This is a genomic window from Streptomyces sp. BF23-19 (genome assembly GCF_041106355.1).
GTDB lineage: Bacteria > Actinomycetota > Actinomycetes > Streptomycetales > Streptomycetaceae > Streptomyces > Streptomyces virginiae_A.
Genome location: NZ_JBGBPT010000130.1, coordinates 1 through 16,011, shown reverse-complemented (window position 1 = coordinate 16,011; position 16,011 = coordinate 1). Strand labels below are relative to the sequence as shown.

The 16,011-nt window shown below is 68.6% G+C and carries 14 protein-coding genes and 1 tRNA gene; 7 read left to right on the top strand and 8 right to left on the bottom strand.

Annotated elements, in window-relative coordinates; translation table 11 throughout:
• The first annotated feature begins 44 nt into the window (after positions 1-44).
• The 4 genes from AB8A24_RS40710 to AB8A24_RS40695 are packed head-to-tail and all read left to right on the top strand — an operon-like array spanning position 45 to position 4,550.
• Positions 45-977, top strand: coding sequence for a branched-chain amino acid ABC transporter permease (locus AB8A24_RS40710; protein ID WP_030720572.1), 933 nt, complete (start codon positions 45-47; stop codon positions 975-977).
• Positions 978-982: 5 nt separating this feature from the next.
• The gene (locus AB8A24_RS40705) at positions 983-2,707 is read left to right on the top strand and encodes a branched-chain amino acid ABC transporter permease (RefSeq protein WP_369479016.1); all 1,725 of its coding nucleotides are present in this window, start codon (positions 983-985) and stop codon (positions 2,705-2,707) included.
• A 5-nt stretch (positions 2,708-2,712) separates the two neighbouring features.
• The gene (locus AB8A24_RS40700) at positions 2,713-3,837 is read left to right on the top strand and encodes an ABC transporter ATP-binding protein (RefSeq protein WP_369479015.1); all 1,125 of its coding nucleotides are present in this window, start codon (positions 2,713-2,715) and stop codon (positions 3,835-3,837) included.
• Positions 3,834-4,550: an ABC transporter ATP-binding protein gene (locus AB8A24_RS40695; protein ID WP_266390352.1), complete on the top strand. Its 717-nt coding sequence runs from the start codon at positions 3,834-3,836 to the stop codon at positions 4,548-4,550. Before AB8A24_RS40700 ends, AB8A24_RS40695 begins: the two co-directional genes overlap by 4 nt.
• 65 nt (positions 4,551-4,615) lie before the next feature.
• On the opposite strand, the gene AB8A24_RS40690 is transcribed toward AB8A24_RS40695, so the two are convergent.
• Positions 4,616-5,269, bottom strand: a complete 654-nt coding sequence (locus AB8A24_RS40690) for an ANTAR domain-containing response regulator (protein ID WP_030008501.1) — start codon at positions 5,267-5,269, stop codon at positions 4,616-4,618.
• A gap of 99 nt (positions 5,270-5,368) precedes the next feature.
• Here AB8A24_RS40690 and AB8A24_RS40685 point away from each other — a divergent pair.
• Together AB8A24_RS40685 and AB8A24_RS40680 are read left to right on the top strand one after the other, a co-directional pair.
• Positions 5,369-5,441 (top strand) — tRNA-Leu (locus tag AB8A24_RS40685).
• A gap of 112 nt (positions 5,442-5,553) precedes the next feature.
• Positions 5,554-6,318 carry a helix-turn-helix domain-containing protein gene (locus AB8A24_RS40680; protein WP_369479014.1) on the top strand — a complete coding sequence of 255 codons (765 nt, stop codon included), beginning with the start codon at positions 5,554-5,556 and terminating at the stop codon, positions 6,316-6,318.
• Here the strand turns inward: AB8A24_RS40680 and AB8A24_RS40675 are convergent.
• The 4 genes from AB8A24_RS40675 to AB8A24_RS40660 form a co-directional block, all read right to left on the bottom strand.
• Positions 6,315-6,761 carry a hypothetical protein gene (locus AB8A24_RS40675; RefSeq protein WP_369479013.1) on the bottom strand — a complete coding sequence of 149 codons (447 nt, stop codon included), beginning with the start codon at positions 6,759-6,761 and terminating at the stop codon, positions 6,315-6,317. The genes AB8A24_RS40680 and AB8A24_RS40675 overlap by 4 nt on opposite strands.
• A 143-nt stretch (positions 6,762-6,904) precedes the next feature.
• Positions 6,905-7,363, bottom strand: a complete 459-nt coding sequence (locus AB8A24_RS40670; RefSeq protein ID WP_369479012.1) for a MarR family transcriptional regulator — start codon at positions 7,361-7,363, stop codon at positions 6,905-6,907.
• 194 nt (positions 7,364-7,557) lie between these two features.
• Entirely contained in the window at positions 7,558-8,985 is a 1,428-nt protein-coding gene (gene pyk / locus AB8A24_RS40665) for a pyruvate kinase (protein ID WP_369479011.1), read from the bottom strand.
• Between the two features lie 145 nt (positions 8,986-9,130).
• The gene (locus tag AB8A24_RS40660; protein ID WP_369479010.1) at positions 9,131-9,832 is read right to left on the bottom strand and encodes an SIMPL domain-containing protein; all 702 of its coding nucleotides are present in this window, start codon (positions 9,830-9,832) and stop codon (positions 9,131-9,133) included.
• Between the two features lie 127 nt (positions 9,833-9,959).
• On the opposite strand from AB8A24_RS40660, the gene AB8A24_RS40655 reads away from it, so the two are divergent.
• Positions 9,960-11,768, top strand: coding sequence for a bifunctional UDP-sugar hydrolase/5'-nucleotidase (locus AB8A24_RS40655; RefSeq protein WP_369479009.1), 1,809 nt, complete (start codon positions 9,960-9,962; stop codon positions 11,766-11,768).
• A gap of 249 nt (positions 11,769-12,017) precedes the next feature.
• Here AB8A24_RS40655 and AB8A24_RS40650 read toward each other — a convergent pair whose 3' ends face one another.
• The 3 genes from AB8A24_RS40650 to AB8A24_RS40640 form a co-directional block, all read right to left on the bottom strand.
• On the bottom strand, positions 12,018-13,196 hold the full coding sequence (locus tag AB8A24_RS40650; protein WP_369479008.1) for an ALF repeat-containing protein: 1,179 nt from the start codon (positions 13,194-13,196) through the stop codon (positions 12,018-12,020).
• Between the two features lie 140 nt (positions 13,197-13,336).
• A complete protein-coding gene (locus tag AB8A24_RS40645; protein WP_266390374.1) occupies positions 13,337-14,746 on the bottom strand; it encodes a lysine N(6)-hydroxylase/L-ornithine N(5)-oxygenase family protein in 1,410 nt (469 codons plus the stop codon).
• On the bottom strand, positions 14,743-16,011 hold a 1,269-nt coding region (locus AB8A24_RS40640; protein WP_369479007.1), incomplete at its 5' end, for an aspartate aminotransferase family protein. The genes AB8A24_RS40645 and AB8A24_RS40640, both read right to left, overlap by 4 nt.

Here is a 16,011-nt window from a genome sequence, read left to right as displayed (position 1 = left end):
CCTCGCGCGGAGTCTTATCCGACACGCTCATCGGAGGCCCTGCGGTGCACGAACTGCCGCAACAGCTGGCCAACGGCCTGGCCCTCGGTGCTCTCTATGGCCTCATCGCCATCGGGTACACCATGGTCTACGGCATCGTCCAGCTCATCAACTTCGCCCACGGCGAGATCTTCATGATCGGCGGCTTCGGCGCGCTCAGCGCCTACGCCATCCTCCCGACCGGCACCTCCCTGCTGATCGCGATACCCGTCATGATCATCGGAGGTGCCGCCACCTCCGTAGCCGTGGCCTGCGCAGCCGAACGCTTCGCCTACCGCCCACTGCGCAGCGCCCCCCGGCTCGCACCCCTCATCACCGCAATCGGCCTCTCGATCGCGCTCCAGCAGCTCGTCTGGCAGTTCTACCCGGACGCCAAGAAGGCCGTCAGCTTCCCTGAGTTCAAGGGCGCCGCCTTCAAGATCACCGACAACCTGGCGATCCAGCGCGCGGACCTCTTCGTCCTCATCCTCGCCCCGCTCTGCATGCTCGCCCTCGGCATCTTCGTCCAGAAGAGCCGCAGCGGCCGCGCCATGCAGGCCACCGCGCAGGACCCCGACACCGCGAAGCTGATGGGCATCAACACCGACCGCATCATCGTCATGGCCTTCGCCATCGGTGCCGCGTTCGCCGCCGTCGCCGCCGTCGCCTACGGCCTCGACAAGGGCCAGATCAACTTCGAGATGGGCTTCATCCTCGGCCTCAAGGCCTTCACCGCAGCCGTCCTCGGCGGCATCGGCAACATCTACGGAGCCATGGTCGGCGGCGTCGTCCTCGGACTCGCCGAAGCCCTCTCGATCGCCTACATCGAAGACATCCCCGGCATGTCGCAGCTCGGCGGTGGCGCCTGGTCCAACGTCTGGGCCTTCGTACTCCTCATCGTCGTCCTCCTCGTGCGGCCACAAGGCCTGCTCGGTGAGCGCGTCGCGGATCGGGCGTGAGAACCATGACCACCAACACCACCCCGCAGACCGCCGACACGGTGAAGCAGGGCCCCGCGCCCACCACCCTCCTCTACGCGGTCATCGCCGGCAGCCTCCTCACCATCGTCAGCGCCTTCCTCGCGTGGACGTGGACCGCCGAATTCCCCGGCGACCTGACCTACTACGGAAGCCCCGCGGGCCTCCAGTACGTCACCCTCGCCGGAGCCGCCCTCACCCTCGCCCACGCGCTCTCCGCGCTCGGCATCAAGGGCCTCCGCTGGCTCACCCCCAACGGCTCCCGCAAGGCCCTCTTCTTCCTCACCCTCGGCAACCTCGCCGCCACCTGGTTCACGGTCATCGCCATCACCGTCGTCCTCGGCGGAGTCGTCAACCTGGAACCCGGCGCCTACGTCGCCCTCCTCGGCTCGCTCATCCCGGTCCTCGCCGTGAACAAGCTCGCCGACGACACCCGCAAGGCGGCCCCCGCCAAGGAACTGCCCTCCTGGGCAGAAATCCTCATCGTCACCGCCGTCTTCGCCATCGGCCTCTTCGTCATCACCTACGGCATCGACACCGATGACAAGGAACCGCAGCTCTTCGTCGCCTACCTGATCACCGTCGGCCTCGCCGCCTTCGCGCTGAACAAGTCCGGCCTCTTCGCCCGCCTCGGCGGCCTCACCGCCAAGTACCGCCAGGTCACCCTGCTCGGCACCGCGGCCGCCGCCATCGCCTTCCCGTTCATCCAGCAGAGCGGCGACACCTACACGCTGATCGCGGTCAACATCCTGATCTTCGCGACCGTCGCCCTCGGCCTCAACGTCGTCGTCGGCCTCGCCGGCCTCCTCGACCTCGGCTACGTCGCCTTCCTCGGCGTCGGCGCCTACGCCGCGGCCCTGGTCTCCGGAAGCACCGCATCCGCCTTCGGCATCCACCTCCCCTTCTGGGCAGCGGTCATCGTCGGCGCCCTCGCCTCGCTCATCTTCGGCGTGGTCATCGGAGCCCCGACCCTGCGCCTGCGCGGCGACTACCTCGCCATCGTCACCCTCGGCTTCGGAGAAATCTTCCGCATCGCCATGGGCAACCTCGACGGCACCTCCGGCCCCGACATCACCAACGGCCCCAACGGCATCCCCAACATCCCCCACCTCGAACTCTTCGGGTGGAACTTCGGGGAATCCCACGTGGTCGGCGGCATCACCCTCGGCGCCTACGCCAACTACTACTTCCTGATGCTGCTCGTGATGGCCCTCGTCGTCGTGGTCTTCGCCCGCGCCGGCAGCAGCCGCATCGGCCGCGCCTGGGTCGCCATCCGCGAGGACGAGACCGCCGCCGAAGCCATGGGCATCAACGGCTTCAAGGTCAAGCTCATCGCCTTCGCCCTCGGCGCCACCCTCGCCGGCCTCGCCGGCACCGTCCAGGCACACGTCAACAGCACGGTCGTCCCCGAGAACTACGTCTTCGCCGGGCCCGTCCCGCCGAACTCCGCGTTCCTCCTCGCCGCCGTCATCCTCGGCGGCATGGGCACCATCCGCGGCCCCATCCTCGGCGCCGCACTGCTCTTCCTGATCCCCGCGAAGCTGGCCTTCCTCCAGGACTACCAGCTCCTCGCGTTCGGCATCGCCCTCATCCTGCTCATGCGCTTCCGCCCCGAAGGCCTCATCGCCAACAAGCGCGCGCAGCTCGAGTTCCACGACGACACCGCTGACCAGGCCCCCACGGACCTGGCCACCGCCAAGGCGGGGGCGTGAACGACATGACGACCACCACGGACACCACGTCCACCACCACCAAGACCACGGTTCTCGAAGCCAAGGGCGTCACCATGCGCTTCGGCGGCCTCACCGCCGTCAAGGGCGTCGACCTCCAGGTCAACGCGGGCGAGATCGTCGGCCTCATCGGCCCCAACGGCGCCGGCAAGACCACCTTCTTCAACTGCCTCACCGGGCTGTACGTCCCCACCGAGGGCAGCGTCAGCTACAAGGGCACGGTCCTGCCTCCCAAGCCCCACAAGGTCACCGAGGCCGGCATCGCCCGCACCTTCCAGAACATCCGGCTCTTCCACAACATGACCGTGCTGGAGAACGTCCTCGTCGGACGCCACACCCGCACCAAGGAAGGCCTCTGGTCCGCACTCCTGCGCGGCCCCGGCTTCAAGAAGGCCGAAGCCGCCAGCGAAGCGCGCGCCATGGAACTCCTCGAGTTCATCGGCCTGGAGAACAAGGCCCAGCACCTGGCCAAGAACCTCCCCTACGGCGAACAGCGCAAGCTGGAAATCGCCCGCGCCCTCGCCAGCGACCCCGGCCTCATCCTCCTGGACGAGCCCACCGCCGGCATGAACCCGCAGGAAACCCGCGCTGCCGAAGAACTCATCTTCGCCATCCGCGACATGGGCATCGCCGTCCTCGTCATCGAGCACGACATGCGCTTCATCTTCAACCTCTGCGACCGCGTCGCCTGCCTCGTCCAGGGCGAAAAGCTCATCGAAGGCACCGCCGCCGAGGTCCAGGGCGACGAGCGCGTCATCGCCGCCTACCTCGGCGAGCCCTTCGAGGGCGACCCGGGCGCCGCCGACGACGCCGCCGTCGAGGCAGCGGAAGCCGCCGCCGCCGAAGCCGCAGCACCGGCCGAAGCCGAGCCCGAGGCCGAGACGGAGGTCGAGGCCGCGGCCGAGGCCGACGCCGAGGTCGAGGTCGAGGCTGCGGCCGAAGCCGAGGTCGAGGTCGAAGCCGAGGCAGCCGCCGACGCCGAAGCCACCGAGACCGACGCCGAACCCGAAGCGGAGGCCGCCGCCGACACCGACGGCGACACCGACGCCCCGGCCGACGCCGACTCGGACAGCACCACCAGCACCACCAGCACGGAAGGAGAGGCCAAGTGACCGCACTGCTCAAGGTCGAAGACCTCAAGGTCGCCTACGGCAAGATCGAAGCCGTCAAGGGAATCTCCTTCGAAGTCAACGAAGGCGAAATCGTCTGCCTCGTCGGCACCAACGGCGCCGGCAAGACGACCACCCTGCGCACCCTCTCCGGGCTCATCAAGCCCAAGAGCGGCAGCGTCACCTTCGACGGCCAGCCCCTGGCCGCCGTCCCCGCCCACAAGATCGTCTCCCTGGGCCTCGCCCACTCCCCCGAGGGACGCCACATCTTCCCCCGGCTGACGATCGCCGAAAACCTCCAGCTCGGCGCCTTCCTGCGCACCGACAAGGAGGGCATCGAGGCGGACGTCCAGCGCGCCTACGAGATGTTCCCCATCCTGGGTGAACGTCGCAAGCAGGCCGCCGGCACCCTCTCGGGCGGCGAGCAGCAGATGCTCGCCATGGGCCGCGCGCTCATGTCCCGCCCCAAGCTCCTGATGCTGGACGAGCCCTCCATGGGCCTGTCGCCGCTGATGATGCAGAAGATCATGGCGACCATCAAGGACCTCAAGGCCGCCGGCATGACCATCCTGCTCGTCGAGCAGAACGCCCAGGCGGCGCTCTCGCTCTCCGACAGCGCGCACGTGATGGAGATCGGCAAGATCGTTCTCTCCGGCACCGGCCGCGACCTCCTCCACAACGAGGACGTCCGCAAGGCCTACCTCGGCGAGGACTGACACAACGTGTAAGGCCCGCCCCCCCTCGGGGGGGGGCGGGCCTCACGCATGTCCGGGGGCGGCCGCTACTTGCCGCTCTCCTTCTTCTTCGCCTCGGCGTCCTCGATGACCACCTCGGCGACCTGCTGCATGGACATCCGACGGTCCATGGACGACTTCTGGATCCACCGGAAGGCGGCCGGCTCCGTCAGCCCGTACTGCGTCTGCAGAATGCTCTTGGCGCGGTCCACCAGCTTGCGGGTCTCCAGCCGCTGCGACAGGTCCGCGACCTCCTGCTCCAGCGCACGCAGCTCCGCGAAGCGGGAGACGGCCATCTCGATGGCCGGCACCACGTCGCTCTTGCTGAACGGCTTCACGAGGTACGCCATCGCACCGGCGTCCCGGGCCCGCTCGACCAGGTCGCGCTGCGAGAACGCGGTGAGCATCAACACGGGCGCGATGGACTCCTCCGCGATCTTCTCGGCCGCGGAGATCCCGTCCAGGACGGGCATCTTCACATCGAGGATCACCAGGTCGGGACGGTGCTCGCGCGCGAGCTCGACGGCCGTCTGGCCGTCGCCGGCCTCGCCGACGACGGAGTAGCCCTCTTCTTCGAGCATCTCTTTGAGATCGAGACGGATGAGCGCCTCGTCCTCGGCGATGACGACGCGGGTCGTCAGCGGCGGAACGTGCGACTGGTCGGCGTCGGGCGTGGGCGTCGACTCGTGCTCGGCGGTCACGGATGCTCCTCGGTGCAAGGCGGTTAAGCTCCCACGAGCCTACCTAGCTCCTGTATGTTTGTGACACGGAGGGTCTTAGGTATCCTTCGTTTCGAAGGGGCCCCGGTAGCCCAGCGGCAGAGGCGATGGATTCAAAACCCATTCAGCGTCGGTTCGAATCCGACTCGGGGCACTTCTCCTTCAATTTCAAGGTCGCCAAGCGAATATTGCGATCTTCACTCGTCACGGTGAACGAAACTTCGAATTACGACCAACCGGGCGAATAGCAGCGAAGCTCCTGCCTCGTGGAGCACAATCCCGCGATACGCGAACAAGCCGTCCTGCTGCTGCGCCGAGGCGCGACCAACCGATCAGTGGCCGAGAATCTCGGCGTACCCCGCGGGACTGTCGGCTGGTGGCGACACCAGGACCGGAAGAGCCGCGGCGAAACCTATGAGCCGCCCACCGACTGTCCGAAGTGCACCGGCCTCGACCTCGACCGGCCCACGTACGCCTATCTCCTCGGCCTCTATCTCGGCGACGGCCACATCATCTCGAAGTACAAGCAGCACCACCTGTCCATCTTTTGCGACGCGACCTGGGTGGGCCTCATCGACGCCGCCGAGGAGGCCATGCACCTCGTGATGCGGATCCCGCGCGTAAGCCGTCGGCAGCGACAGGGATGCGTCGAGGTGCAGTCCCACTCGACTCACTGGACATGCCTGTTCCCTCAGCACGGGCCCGGCAAGAAGCACGAGCGGCGGATCGTTCTCGAAGACTGGCAGCAGGAGATCGTCGATGCGCACCCGTGGGCGTTCCTGCGGGGGCTGATCCATTCCGACGGGTGTCGGGTCACCAACTGGACCGTCCGGAACGGCAAGCGCTACGAGTACCCGCGGTACTTCTTCACCAACAAGTCCGACGACATCCGGAAGCTCTGCACGGACACGCTGACCAAGGTCGGGGTCCGGTGGACGGTGTTGGCGCGGGGCAGTGATCCGTTCAACGTGTCCGTCGCGCGGAAGGACTGCGTCGCCCTCATGGACGCCCACATCGGGCCGAAGTACTAGGTCTGAAGGTGCGTGGTGGTCCCGGTGGCAGGGTCGTAGGTGATCAGGGGCGGCAGCTCGTGGTGGCCGATGACGGTTTCGGCGGTGAGGACGGCCGGGCGGCCGCATGCCGTGCCCAGTTCGGTCAGGAAGCGCAGCACGTCGGCGACGTGGGTCCCGTCCTCGATGCTGTCGGGCCAGAGGGAGAATTCGATCCCGTCGACCGGCAGATGGGCCGAGAGCCAGGTGTGGCCGTATCGGACGGCGAGGGTTGCCGTGCAGCCGTCCTCGATGGTGGCGAAGGGGTCCTCGGTGTCGTCCGGGGTGATGTCGTGTGCCTCGGGGCCGTTGTACCAGGTGAGCTGGTCGGCGGTGGTGCGGAGGTGGTGTAGGACCTGGTTCCAGTGGGTGTCGTCGGTGTCCGTGACGGTGATGTCGCGGAGGCTTCCGTCGACGTAGAACACGTGGCACATCCACGGTTCGGGGAGGCGGCAGGTGCCTGGGCGGGGTTCGCATGCGTGCCCGGGGCCGGCGTCCGGTGCGTGTGGCGGCTGCGTGGTCATCCGGTCGGTCCCCCGTGTGTGCGTCGTGAGGGGCCAGTATGGCGTTACGGCAGGTCGCCGTTGCCGCCGAGGTTGGCGACCAGGTGGCGGAGGGTGTTGATCGTGGCGGCGTATGCGGCGTCGTCGATGCCCTGCCGCATTGCCGCGTGGACCTTCGCGTTGCGGGCGTGGGCGCGGAGGCGGCCTGCTTCGCCGGCTTCGGTGAGGGTGAGGCGGTGGTCGGTCTCGGTGAGCCAGCCGCGGGTGGTGAGGTCGGCGTAGACGGTCTCGAAGTCGGTGTTCTGGTCGTCGAAGGGGGTCAGCTTCTCGGTGAGGGCCTTGCGGGTCCATTCGCCCGGGGCGCCGGCCATGTGGCCCAGGGTCCACCAGTGGGGCTGGGTGAGGTGTTCTTCGGCGAGGGCGGTGCGGAGGCCGCCGATGACCAGGTTTGCGGCTTCGCGGGCCCAGTGGCCGATGGGCTGGGCGGCGAGCTGCTGCTGCTGGGAGTACTCGTTCGTCGTCATGTCGCGAACGTATGACCTCAGGTGAGGTTGAGGTCAAGGGGTGTGTCGACGTCGGCGGCGTGGGGTGGTGTGCCGTTCTGGGGCGTGGGGGTGTGGTGTTGTCGTTCGGGGAGTTCGCGGCCGTGGTGGTGCGGGTGACCGCGTCGGGTGGGGTGTGGTGGCCCGACGCGGTGCGTCGTTGTGCGGGTGGTGTGTCAGCGGACCGCGTCGCCGATGTGGTGGATGCGGACGAGGTTGGTGGATCCGGTGACGCCGGGGGGTGAGCCGGCGGTGATGACGACGGTGTCGCCGGGTACGCAGCGGCCGATGCGCAGGAGTTCTTCTTCGACTTGGGCGACCATGGCGTCGGTGGAGTCGACGTGGGGGCCGAGGAAGGTTTCGACGCCCCAGGTGAGGTTGAGTTGGGAGCGGGTGGCTTGGTCGGGGGTGAAGGCGAGGAGGGGGATGGGTGAGCGGTAGCGGGAGAGTCGGCGGACGGTGTCGCCGCTCTGGGTGAAGGCGACGAGGAATTTGGCGTCGAGGAAGTCGCCCATTTCGGCGGCTGCGCGGGCGACGGCTCCGCCTTGGGTGCGGGGCTTGTTGCGGTCGGTGAGTGGGGGGAGGCCCTTGGCGAGGATGTCTTCTTCGGCGGCTTCGACGATGCGGGACATGGTGCGGACGGTTTCGATGGGGTATTTGCCGACGCTGGTTTCGCCGGAGAGCATGACGGCGTCGGTGCCGTCGATGATGGCGTTGGCGACGTCGCTGGCTTCGGCGCGGGTGGGGCGGGAGTTGTCGATCATCGAGTCGAGCATTTGGGTGGCGACGATGACGGGTTTGGCGTTGCGCTTGGCGAGTTTGATGGCGCGCTTTTGGACGATGGGGACTTGTTCGAGGGGCATTTCGACGCCGAGGTCGCCGCGGGCGACCATGATGCCGTCGAAGGCGGCGACGATGTCGTCGATGTTTTCGACGGCTTGGGGTTTTTCGATCTTGGCGATGACGGGGAGGCGTCGGCCTTCTTCGTCCATGATGCGGTGGACGTCCTGGATGTCGCGGCCGCTGCGGACGAAGGAGAGGGCGATGACGTCGGCGCCGGTGCGGAGGGCCCAGCGGAGGTCTTCGATGTCTTTTTCGGAGAGTGCGGGGACGGAGACGGCTACTCCGGGGAGGTTGAGGCCTTTGTGGTCGGATACCATGCCGCCTTCGATGACGCGGGTGTGGACGCGGGGGCCGTCGACCGTGGTGACTTCGAGGGTGACGCGGCCGTCGTCGACGAGGATGAGTTCGCCGGTGGTGACGTCGGTGGCGAGGCCTTTGTAGGTGGTGCCGCAGGTGTGGCGGTCGCCGTGGTGGTCTTCGACGGTGATGGTGAATTCGTCGCCGCGTTCAAGGAGTACGGGTCCTTCGTGGAAGCGGCCGAGGCGGATCTTCGGGCCTTGAAGGTCGGCGAGGATGCCGACGCTGCGGCCGGTCTCGTCGGAGGCCTTGCGTACGCGCTGGTAGCGCTCCTCGTGTTCGGCGGTGGTGCCGTGGCTGAGGTTGAGGCGGGCGATGTCCATTCCGGCTTCGACCAGGGCTTTGATCTGGTCGTATGAGTCGGTGGCGGGGCCCAGGGTACATACGATTTTCGCTCGGCGCATGGGTCGAGCGTATTCCCCTACCTGCGGGTAGGAAATCGGTTCCGGGTGTCCACTCAACAACCTTTGAGCAAAAGCTTGTTGACAACTGTTGAATGTGCGTGGGGGTGCTCTGATGAGCACCCCCGGGGCGGCATTTGTGGGTTCTTCAGAGTTGCGGAGGAGTCATGGTGAAGCGGGCGTTCACCTGTGCGTAGACGGTCTGGCGCTGGGGTTCGAGGTCGAGGGGCGGGGGGCCGGCGTCCTCGGTGGCGCTGAAGGCCATGGTGCGCATGCCTGCGCCGGGGGCGGGGGTGAAGGGGGCGGCGTTCTCGGCGCCGAGGTCGGCGAGTTCGACGAGGGCGGCGAGGTCGGCGCCGAGGGCTTCGGCGTATTCGCGGGCGCGTTGGACGGCTTCGAGGACGGCTTGGCGGCGGGCTCGGCCGTGCGCGGGTGAGGTGGGGCGCAGGGCCCACCAGGGGCCGTCGACCTCGGTGAGTTCGAGGTCGGCGAGGCGGGTGGTGAGTTCGCCGAGGGCGGTGAAGTCGCTGAGTTCGGCGGTGATGTGGACGCGGCCGTGGTAGGCGCGGACGCGTTCGGCGCGGCCGTGGCGGGTGAGTTCGGGGGTGATGGAGAAGGCGCCGGTTTCGAGTTTTTCGACGGGGTCGCCGTAGCTCTTGATGAGGTCGAGGGCGGTGTTGTTGCGGCGGGTGAGGTCTTCGAGTGCGGTGCGGCGGTCGGTGCCGCGGGCGCTGACGGTGATTCCGATGCGGGCGATCTCGGGGTCGACTTCGATGCGGGCTTCGCCGCGGACTGCTACGCGGGGTACTTCGGGGGTTCCGTAGGGCTGGTGCGATGCGTCCTGGGTCATGGTTTCACTGTCGCACTGTCGCTCGTTCGGGTGTGGTCACCGGATCGAAACCTGTCGGGGGTGTTGCGGGTTGTTACTGCTGGGTCAGAATCTACGCGCGTTGTTCAGGCCTCGAATGGGAGATGGTATGGCGTTCGACCGTAGGACATTTCTGGGTACTTCGGCTGCGACGGGTGCTGCTGTGGCGTTGGCGGGGGCCGCGAGCTCCCCGGCCGTGGCGGCTGCGCAGGATGTGAAGGTGTCCGGTGCGGGGGCGCGGACGTACGCGTTCACGGTGATGGGTACGACCGACTTGCACGGGAATGTCTTCAACTGGGACTACTTCACGGACAAGGAGTTCGACGACAAGGCGCACAACGACGTCGGTCTGGCGAAGATCTCGACGCTGGTGGAGCAGGTGCGGGCGGAGAAGGGGCGGCGTAACACGCTGCTGATCGACGCGGGTGACACGATCCAGGGCACGCAGTTGTCGTACTACTACGCGAAGGTGGATCCGATCACCGCGCGGCGTGGTCCGGTGCACCCGATGGCGCAGGCGATGAACGCGATCGGTTATGACGCGGCGGCGCTGGGGAACCACGAGTTCAATTACGGCATTCCGGTGCTGCGGAAGTTCGAGGAGCAGTGCGACTTCCCGTTGCTGGGGGCGAACGCGCTGGATGCGAAGACGCTGCGGCCGGCGTTCGCGCCGTACAGCATGCACAAGCTGCGTACGCCGTGCGGGCGGGATGTGAAGGTGGCGGTGCTGGGGTTGACGAACCCGGGTATCGCGATCTGGGACAAGGCGAACGTGCAGGGGAAGATGACGTTCCCGGGGCTGGAGGAGCAGGCGGCGAAGTACGTGCCGAAGCTGCGGTCGATGGGCGCGGATGTGGTGATCGTGTCGGCGCATTCCGGTTCGAGCGGTACGTCCTCGTACGGGGACCAGTTGCCGTACATCGAGAACGCGGCGGCGCTGGTGGCGGAGCAGGTGCCGGGGATCGACGCGATCCTGGTGGGGCACGCGCACACGGAGATCCCGGAGTACCGGGTGAAGAACAAGGCGACCGGCAAGGACGTGGTGCTGTCGGAGCCGCTGAAGTGGGGGCAGCGGCTGACGCTGTTCGACTTCGAGCTGACGTGGGAGAAGGGCCGCTGGTCGGTGGCGAAGGTCGCGGCGAAGGTGCTGAACTCGAACACGGTCGCGGAGGACGAGAAGATCACGCGGCTGCTGTCGGACGAGCACCGCAAGGTCGTGGCGTACGTGAACCAGGTGATCGGTACGTCGACGCAGGCGATGTCGTCGGCGGAGGGGGCGTTCAAGGACGTCGCGATCATCGATCTGATCAACCATGTGCAGGCGGAGACGGTGAAGGGGGCGCTGGCCGGTTCGCAGTGGGCGGCGCTGCCGGTGCTGTCGCAGGCGTCGTGCTTCTCGCGTACGGCGTCGATCCCGGCGGGTCAGGTGACGATCAAGGATGCGGCGGGTCTGTATCCGTTCGAGAACACGATGGAGGCGCGGCTGCTGACGGGTGCGCAGGTGAAGGACTACCTGGAGTACTCGGCGCGGTACTTCGTGCGGACGGCGCCGGGTGATGTGGTGGATCCGGCGAAGCTGACGAACGCGGAGAGCATTCCGGACTACAACTACGACGCGGTGTACGGGCTGGTGTACGACATCGACATCGCGCAGCCGGCGGGGTCGCGGATCACGGGGTTGTCGTTCCAGGGGAAGCCGGTGGATCCGGCGGCGCAGTTCGTGTTGGCGGTGAACAACTATCGGGCGTCGGGTGGTGGGAACTTCCCGCATGTTCCGCAGGCCAAGCAGCTGTGGGCGAACTCGGACGAGATCCGTAACACGATCATCCAGTGGGTGAAGGCGAAGGGGACGATCGACGCCGCGCAGTTCGCGTCGGTGGACTGGCGTCTGACGCGGGCCGGGGTCGCGGTGTTCTAGGGGGTGTCTTGGTCAGGCCGGATCAGGGAGCGGGGTCTGGTGCCGTGGGTCGCGAGGCGGACGAGGGAGGCGACGCGGAGCGTCGCCGACCGAGGACAACGCGGCGAGGCGCGGTGCCAGAGCCCGCGAGCCCGGCCTGATCGGCAAGACACCCCCTGAGCCGCCTCTTCGGGATCCTGTCGGATCGGCCCGGCGGGGTGGCCGGCCGCGGTGTGCCGCAGCCGGCCACCCCTGGTGGTGCGGGTCCGATCAGCGTGCGGCGCCTGCGCGGCGCATGCGGGCGGCGAGGAGCAGTCCGGCGCCGGCGGCGAGCGCGGTGCCCGCGCCGCCGGCGATCAGGGTGGTGTGGTCGCCCGCGCCGGTGGTGGCGAGGGGGGAACCGTTGTGGCCCTGGGCGGTGATGGCGGTGGTGCCGGTGGTGGTGCCGGTGCCGGTGGTGCCGCTGGTGCCGGAGTCCGTTCCGGTGCCGTTGCCTTCACCGTCCTTGCCGTCCTTGCCGTCCTTGCCGGGGGTCGGCTTTTCGTTGTTCTTGGCGGCCTGGTCCTTGGCGCGGGCTTCGTGCCGGCCTGTCTTGAGGAACTCGGTCCGGTCGGCGGGGGTGCCGGCGAGGGCGGCGCGGCCGGCCTTGACGAGTTCCGGACCACCACCGTCGATGATCTTTGCGATGGCGACGCGGTTGTCCTGGTCGCGGAGCTCGTACTGGGTCACTTCCAGGAAGTGGCGCAGCTCGGCCGGGGTCGGCGATCCGTTCATGAGCTTGCCGATGGCCTCGGTCAGGATCGGGCCGTCCCAGCCCTCGTCGATGCGGGCCAGCTCGACCAGGTCGTCCTGGGCCTGGGCGAGGTGGCGGCCGGTCTTCAGGAACTCCGCGCGGTCGGCGGGGGTGCCCTGGAGTGCCTTCTTGCCGGCTTCCTTCACGCCGGTGCCGCCGGTGCCGATGAGCCGGGAGATCTCGACCTTGTTGTCGTCGTCGCGCAGCTCGTGCTGGGTCACGTCGTAGAAGTGGCGGAGCTTTTCGATGGTGTTGCCGTTGCTGAGGACCTTGTTGATGCCCTCCTTCAGGCCGGGGCCGGCGCCCGGGAGGAGGCGCAGGATCTCGATGCGGTAGTCGTCCATGCGGATGTTGTGCTGGTCGACTTCGATGAACTTGCGCATGGCCTTGGGGCCGTCGGCGATGGCCTTGCGGCCGGCTTCTTGCATGAACTCGCTGGCCATCGGGTGGGCGATGATCGCGAGGATGGTCTTGCGGTCCTCTTCGGCCTGGTCGGGCACGGTCTGGTCCGGCGTGGTCCGGTCCGGCGTGGTCGGTGCCGGGTGGTTGCCGTTGGCCGGGGCGTCGGGGCCGGCGGCGAACGCCGGTGACGCGATGAGGACGGCCGGAGCAAGGGCAGCGGTGGTGACCGCTGCGGCGATCCGGGAAAACTTCACAGACAAAACCCCCTGGAAACGTTTCTTCGACAGAAGAGACGTTCGACTTGCGCGGATAGTTGTACCGGTCACGCTCCCGCCCTCGTGGCGGCCCCGGGACGGTGGGGGCGGGGGTCTCGATCACCGGACTGCCGGGCCTCTCAGGGGTGTTCGACGAGCGGGAGGAGTTCGCCGGCGGGGCGGGGGCGGGTGTGTTCGCGCTGGTCGAGGCCGAAGGTGGTGAAGGCGGTGCGATCCGGTTGGGGGTAGGGCTCTTTGCCGGTGAGGGTGTTGAGGATGGCGGCGCTGCGCCAGGCGGCGAGGCCGAGGTCGGGGGCGCCGACGCCGTGGGTGTGGCGTTCGCCGTTCTGGACGAAGATGCTGCCGGTGACGGTGGGGTCGAGGATCATCCGGTAGCGGTCGTCGATGCGGGGGCGGCCGGAGGAGTCCTTGCGCAGGTAGGGGTCGAGGCCTGCGAGGAGGTTGCCGAGGGGGCGTTCCTGGTAGCCGGTGGCGAGGACGACGGCGTCGGTGGTGAGGCGGGAGCGGGTGCCCTGCTCGGTGTGTTCGAGGTGGAGTTCGACCTTGGTGGTGGCGACGCGGCCGGCGGTGCGGACGCTGACTCCGGGGGTGAGGACGGTGTCGGGCCAGCCTCCGTGGAGGGTGCGGCGGTAGAGCTCCGCGTGGATGGCGGCGATGGTGTCGGCGTCGATGCCCTTGTGGAGTTGCCATTGGGCGGGGACGAGCTGGTCGCGTACGGGTTCGGGGAGGGAGTGGAAGTAGCGGGTGTAGTCGGGGGTGAAGTGTTCGAGGCCGAGCTTGGAGTACTCCATGGGGGCGAAGGAGGGGGTGCGGGCGAGCCAGGTGAGGCGTTCGCGGCCGACGGGGCGGGCGCGGAGGAGGTCGAGGAAGACTTCGGCGCCGGACTGGCCTGATCCGATGACGGTGACGTGTTCGGCGCCGAGGATGCGTCGGCGGTTGTCGAGGTAGTCGGCGGAGTGGATGACGGGGACGGTGGGGGCGTCGGCGAGGGGGCGTAGGGGTTCGGGGACGTAGGGGGCGGTGCCGATGCCGAGGGCGAGGTTGCGGGTGTAGGTGCGGCCGAGGGCTTCGGCTTCGCCGGTGGCGTCGAGTTGGGTGAAGTCGACTTCGAAGAGGTCGCGTTCGGGGTTCCAGCGGACGGCGTCGACCTGGTGGCCGAAGTGGAGTCCGGGGACGCGGCCGGCGACCCAGCGGCAGTAGGCGTCGTATTCGGCGCGGTGGATGTGGAACTGCTCGGCGAAGTAGAAGGGGAAGAGTCGTTCCTTGTGCTTGAGGTAGCTGAGGAAGCTCCAGGGGCTGGCCGGGTCGGCGAGGGTGACGAGGTCGGCGAGGAAGGGGACCTGGAGGGTGGCGCCTTCGATGAGGAGTCCGGGGTGCCAGCGGAAGTCGCGGCGCTGGTCGTAGAAGGCGGTGGCGAGTTCGCCGGCGCCTTGTCGGGGCAGGCCGTCGGCGAGGGCGGCGAGGGACAGGTTGAAGGGGCCGATCCCGATTCCGACGAGGTCGTGGGGGGCGTCGAGCTGGGCGGTCATCGGTGGGTGCTGCCTTCCAGGAGGGAGATGAGCTGGTCCAGGTCCCCCGCTGTGGTGTGCGGGTTGAGCAGGGTGGCTTTGAGCCACAGGCGGCCGTCGGCGTGGGTGCGGCCGAGGACGGCGCGGCCTTGGTGCAGGAGGGTGCGTCGCAGGGTGGCGAGGTGGTCGTCGTCGGCGTGGGTGGGCCGGAAGAGGACGGTGGTGATGGTGGGGGGTGTGTGGAGTTCGAAGCCAGGGTGGGCGTCGAGGAGTCGGGCGAGGTGGTGTGCGGTGTCGATGGTGCGGTCGATGAGTGCGGCGAGGCCGTCGCGGCCCAGGGCCCGGAGGGTGGTGGCGATCTTGAGGGCGTCGGGGCGGCGGGTGGTGCGTAGGGAGCGGCCGAGGAGGTCGGGCAGGCCGGCTTCGGTGTCGTCGGTGGCGTTGAGGTAGTCGGCCTGGTGGGCGAGGGGGGCGAGGAGGGTGGTGTCGGGGACGGCGAGGAGGCCTGCGGCGACGGGTTGCCAGCCGAGTTTGTGCAGGTCGATGGTGAGGGAGTGGGCGCGGTCTAGTCCGGCGAGTTTGTCGCGGTGGCGGGGGCTGAGGGCGAGGAGGCCGCCGTACGCGGCGTCGATGTGGAGGTCGGCGCCGTAGCGGTCGCAGAGGTCGGCGATGCGGTGGATCGGGTCGATGAGGCCTGCGTCGGTGGTGCCGGCGGTGGCGGTGACGAGGGTGGGGCCGGGGGTGGTGGCGAGGGCTTCGGCGAGGCGGGCGGGGTCGAGGACGCCGGCGGGGGTGGGGAGTTCGGTGGCCGGGGGCAGGCCGAGGAGCCATGCGGCGCGGGGGATGGAGTGGTGGGCGTTGGCCCCGTGGAGGACGGTGAGGGCGGGGCCGTGGCGTTCGCGGGCGAGGAGCACGGCGAGTTGGTTGGCTTCGGTGCCGCCGGTGGTGACGAGGGCGTCGGCGTGGGGGGTGGCGTAGAACTCGGCGGCGAGGGTGCGGGTGAGGAGGGCTTCGACGGCGGAGGCGGCGGGGGCCTGGTCCCAGGAGTCGAGGGAGGGGTTCAGGGCGCTGGCGGCGAGGTCGGCGGCGGCCGCGACGGCGAGTGGGGGGCAGTGCAGGTGGGCGGCGCAGAGCGGGTCGGCGGGGTCGGCGGCGCCTGCGGCGAGGGTGTGTACGAGGGTGCGGAGGGCTTCGTGGGCGCCGGTGCCGTGGGCGGGGAGTACGCCCGCGTCGCCGAGTGCGGCGTGGACGCGGGCGGTGACGGCGGTGGGGCCTCCGGCGGGGAG

Excerpts from the sequence above, each read along its gene's own strand:
- AB8A24_RS40660 (WP_369479010.1), bottom strand. The coding sequence starts at position 9,832 with ATGACCCAGGACGCATCGCACCAGCCCTACGGAACCCCCGAAGTACCC.
- AB8A24_RS40645 (WP_266390374.1), bottom strand. The coding sequence starts at position 14,746 with ATGACCGCCCAGCTCGACGCCCCCCACGACCTCGTCGGAATCGGGATC.
- AB8A24_RS40705 (WP_369479016.1), top strand. The coding sequence starts at position 983 with ATGACCACCAACACCACCCCGCAGACCGCCGACACGGTGAAGCAGGGC.
- pyk (WP_369479011.1), bottom strand. The coding sequence starts at position 8,985 with ATGCGCCGAGCGAAAATCGTATGTACCCTGGGCCCCGCCACCGACTCA.
- AB8A24_RS40655 (WP_369479009.1), top strand. The coding sequence starts at position 9,960 with ATGGCGTTCGACCGTAGGACATTTCTGGGTACTTCGGCTGCGACGGGT.
- AB8A24_RS40670 (WP_369479012.1), bottom strand. The coding sequence starts at position 7,363 with ATGACGACGAACGAGTACTCCCAGCAGCAGCAGCTCGCCGCCCAGCCC.
- AB8A24_RS40700 (WP_369479015.1), top strand. The coding sequence starts at position 2,713 with ATGACGACCACCACGGACACCACGTCCACCACCACCAAGACCACGGTT.